Source organism: Blautia sp. HCP3S3_B11 (genome assembly GCF_052064435.1).
Classification (GTDB): domain Bacteria; phylum Bacillota; class Clostridia; order Lachnospirales; family Lachnospiraceae; genus Blautia_A.
The window spans coordinates 1-1,096 of record NZ_JBQHVP010000053.1; the positions used below are offsets into that span (position 1 = coordinate 1).

Genomic DNA, 1,096 nt, shown 5'->3' on the forward strand with positions numbered 1-1,096 from the left:
ATAATGTTTTCAATAAATACAGGTTTGCGCTTGGCCTTCCGAGGTGTGGCTTTCACGATCTCCGCCGTGCTCTTGGAACAAGTCTTGTCACAACAGGAACATCTGTAACGACGGTTGCGCAAGTATTGGGGCACAGGAATCTCGAATCAACTAAACAGTACATCAACTTGGACGTCGAACATCTGCTCGGTGTCGGGCTGGGACTGGAAGGATTCATGCCTAAGGAAGAAGGTGATGGGGATGGAATTTAAAAGTGGTTTCGCCCAATCCATAGAATCCTATCTTGAATACCGGGATGGTATGCATTATGGCGGCGGAGGGGAAAGGAAGTATTTACTTTCCTTTGACCAATACTGTGCAGAACATTTCCCGGGGGAAAATTCCCTTACAAAAGAAACTGTCCGGAGCTGGTTCTCCAGTGAGATAGCCAGAGGGCACCGTGCTTTGGAAAACAAGGCCACTACCATCCGTATGTTTGCGAGATATCTCGGCCCTTCTTCGTACATCCTGCCGATGAACTTTGTCCCGAAAGTTCCGCAGTATGTGCCTTACATAATGACAGACGATGAGCTCCGGGCATTGTTTTTTGCGGCAGACCGTTTGTCCATGCATCGTTTAACCCCTTTTTTAGACGAGACAATACCTTTTCTCCTGCGTTTTATCTATGCTTGCGGCCTCAGGCCCGGCGAAGCCCTGAGGCTTAAAGTCGATGATGTTGATTTGAAGACCGGGGAGGTCTTCATCAGAAATACTAAGCGTCATAAGGACAGGATCATAGCGGCATCAGAGGACGTTAAGGATCTGTTAAAGCAGTTTGACATGAAGCGCAAGATTGCGGTCGGAAAGTCCGAATTCTTTTTCTGCAACCAGGATGGTACCCAGCTGAAGCTGCACCATCTTGATCAAGCAGTAAAGCAATGCTGGCAGGATGCACATCCGGGCATTGACCCCAAAGAACTTCCGAGGATCCGCGCTTATGATCTGCGCCACCGATTCGCATCCGCAGTACTCCAGGGATGGATTGACGGAGGAAAAAACCTCTATGTGATGCTGCCGTATCTGCGGGCATACATGGGACACCAGAGCTTCTCCGATA

Annotated in this window: 2 protein-coding genes; both read left to right on the forward strand. The window is 49.0% G+C overall.

The genetic code is table 11. The features are described from left to right. Window positions 1-251, forward strand: a 251-nt coding sequence (locus tag ACTNC0_RS18185; RefSeq protein ID WP_441088485.1) for a tyrosine-type recombinase/integrase, incomplete at its 5' end; no start/stop codon positions are given. Next, window positions 241-1,096, forward strand: an 856-nt coding sequence (locus tag ACTNC0_RS18190) for a tyrosine-type recombinase/integrase (RefSeq protein ID WP_441088486.1), incomplete at its 3' end; no start/stop codon positions are given. The genes ACTNC0_RS18185 and ACTNC0_RS18190, both read left to right, overlap by 11 nt.